The organism is Maribacter sp. 4G9 (assembly GCF_002742265.1).
GTDB lineage: Bacteria > Bacteroidota > Bacteroidia > Flavobacteriales > Flavobacteriaceae > Maribacter.
In genome coordinates, this window is record NZ_MDGL01000118.1 from 1 (window position 1) to 2,721 (window position 2,721).

Here is a 2,721-nt window from a genome sequence, read left to right on the forward strand (position 1 = left end):
GGTGAACGCCGATAACGGTGTATCACATATAGGATGCCGAGCAAGTTATATGGTATTGAATGGTTGATAATCCTATCGGAATTATCAACGATTCAACACCCCAAAACCATCATTATGAAGTAATTGAAAATTAAATACTAACTTTAGAGAACTGGACTAGGGCTTTTCATAGGATACATTGTTCTCTGCAGGTTTTATTCCTTCACAATGATTTCAATCGCTTTTTCAAGTAATTCATCTTTTCTTTGTCTTATTCCTTCAATGGTTGGATGAACTTCTATGTCTGGAACAATTCCAATTCTTTGCGTTTCACCGCCATTTGGATAGTTAACCCCAATTCCTGAAATCATTGTTCTTAATCCTCCGGGAAGCACTATTGCTGATACGTTTCCGTCTGCTCCTGCTGTTGTACTTCCTATAATTTTAGTATTATCGCCTGCTCGAAATGCCATTGAAGTATATTCTGCTTGACTTTGAGATAATTCATTGACTAATACAACTAATTTCCCCTTGTAAGTTTTGCCTTGACTTGGTATTTCTAAATTACTTGTGAATATAAATTCTCCTGGATTATCAACATTTCCATTAGTAAACTTCACAAAAGGTGTCGATGAAGAAACAAAAAAAGAACCTAAACTAAAAGGAACAAAAGTTGACGGATAATTGCGAATGTCAATAATGATTCCTTTTGTGTCTTTAAACTCACTTTTAATTTTGGAAATGTCTTCTTTCTTGATGTTTTGAAGTGTTACATAACCTATATTATTGTCCAACATTTTAAAAGATTTGTCATCACTTTTTCTGTACCAACGGTAAATGTCAAGGCTATCTTTTGTGTATAGTTTAAGATTCTTTGTTTGAGGTTTGGAATTACCCGAAATAAACTCAATTTCAATATTATTCGAGTTTGAGCGTAAAAGGTCTGCCGAAATATCTCTTAGTCTTGTTGGCTCATTAGAAGCTGGATAATATTTAGATTTTTCATTTACGATTTTGTCGATGGGGTTGCCATTTATTTTGGTAATTGCATCACCAATTTTTAATCCAACTTCGTTTTTTAATTCTTGATTATAATAATCTGTGACAACCAAATGATTTTCGATAAAACGAACGTGTATTGGTGGATAGTTTGAGCCTTTCCATTCATCAATTTTGTCCGCTCCACCCCAAAGATTTGCGTGAGTATCTTGTATATCTCCAATTATCTGAACTGTTGCCAATTCATATTCCAACTCATTTTTTGCATTTATGAATAGCGGAATAAATTCTTTTAATTTTTTGTTCCAATCTTCATCCATTAAGTGTTTGTAAGGAAAAAAATAGTTTATCATATTCCAATACCTATAAAGTGATAATAATCTAAAGCCATCATCTGGGTAAGGCATATTTGAATATGGATTTTCATTTTTAAATTCGGGGTTGCCAACATTTGTAGTCATCCCGATATAATAGTGTTTACCTTGGGAACGGTTGTTGTAAACGTAAAGCAATTTGTTTTTCAAATCTGCACTTTGATTGTTAATCCATCCCATATTGGGTTTCAGAAAAGCATTTTCATTTGTCGGCTGGCATTTTGTACATTCTTTTACTTGACCAAAAGAGTTAATCCATTCAATAAGAAGTTTATCTCTTTCGATAGTGTTTTCTGTCTTAATGTATTTTGGTAAGAACCTAAAAAGTTCATAGTCCCAATTGTAGTTCCCTTTTGCAATTTCGGGATGATGATATTTGAGAAACCCCCAAAATCTTCCTAACAATTCAAGGTTCTCAGTATTTTCAGAAGTCAAATTAGAAAACTCAATTAGAGACCCACTATCAAATTCTTTGTCAAGTTGTGCTTTTGTCAATTGTTTTTCAACCTCTTTCAGATTTTGAACATCTTTACCGTCAATTGATAAAACAAAATCATCAAACCAAGCTTCGCCTTTGCCTGTAAGTATTCCTGCAATAAATATGTTTTCTGCTCCCTCTGGATAGTTGAGAGTTATATTATACTTCTGCCAATCCCTAGTTCCTGTTATGTTTTGATTTTGCATATTGTCAAATGCCAAAGAAGTACCATTCCCGTCAACTCTTAACAACAAACCTGCAAATCCGTTTTCAACATCTTTGATTTTCATAAAACCCTTAAGTCTTATTTCTTTTCCTTCATAGTTTGCTGGGATTTTGTATGCAATACTCCCAAAAGAACTTCCTGTTTGGTCAGATGTGATTTTTCCTGATTTTGTGCCTGAATGAGCAACGGAATCTGTTGTTAATTCATAATTACCCCATTTAAACCATCCGTCAGAAAGTGATGCATTCTCACTCTGTTTTTCAAAACCGAGATTGTATTTTTCGGTCTCTTGTGCCTGACAGCTAAAAGAGATAATTGTCAATAATGCTATTAGTATTTTTTTCATCGATTCGTTTTTTCAACTTGCAGAGAACGTGTTTGGCTATGGATAGTGCGGTGCAAATATTCTGTTGCCATTCAGTTGTGTAATTAATTTTGTGATTAACATTTATTTCGGTGTAATCACTTCACCGAGCATTATTTATAGCCGTTGTGCCTGTTGCACAAGTTATAAAAAAAGGGGCATTTCGATCTTGCCGATCCGTAAAAGGATCGTAACTTTAGGTATGCAGGGTAAAAAGGATTATCAAGAGAAGCTTTTCAATAATTTCCAATTAAGTGACCGGGTACCGCAGACGAATTTCTACCGTCGTTTAAAAGGCGTT

At 34.1% G+C, this 2,721-nt stretch carries 1 protein-coding gene; it reads right to left on the reverse strand.

Annotation, left to right across the window (positions count from 1 at the left end):
• Window positions 1-194: 194 nt before the first annotated feature.
• Window positions 195-2,402 (reverse strand): S41 family peptidase, encoded by a 2,208-nt coding sequence (locus tag BFP75_RS11130; RefSeq protein ID WP_099545467.1) that lies wholly within the window; start codon window positions 2,400-2,402, stop codon window positions 195-197.
• Window positions 2,403-2,721: the final 319 nt, after the last annotated feature.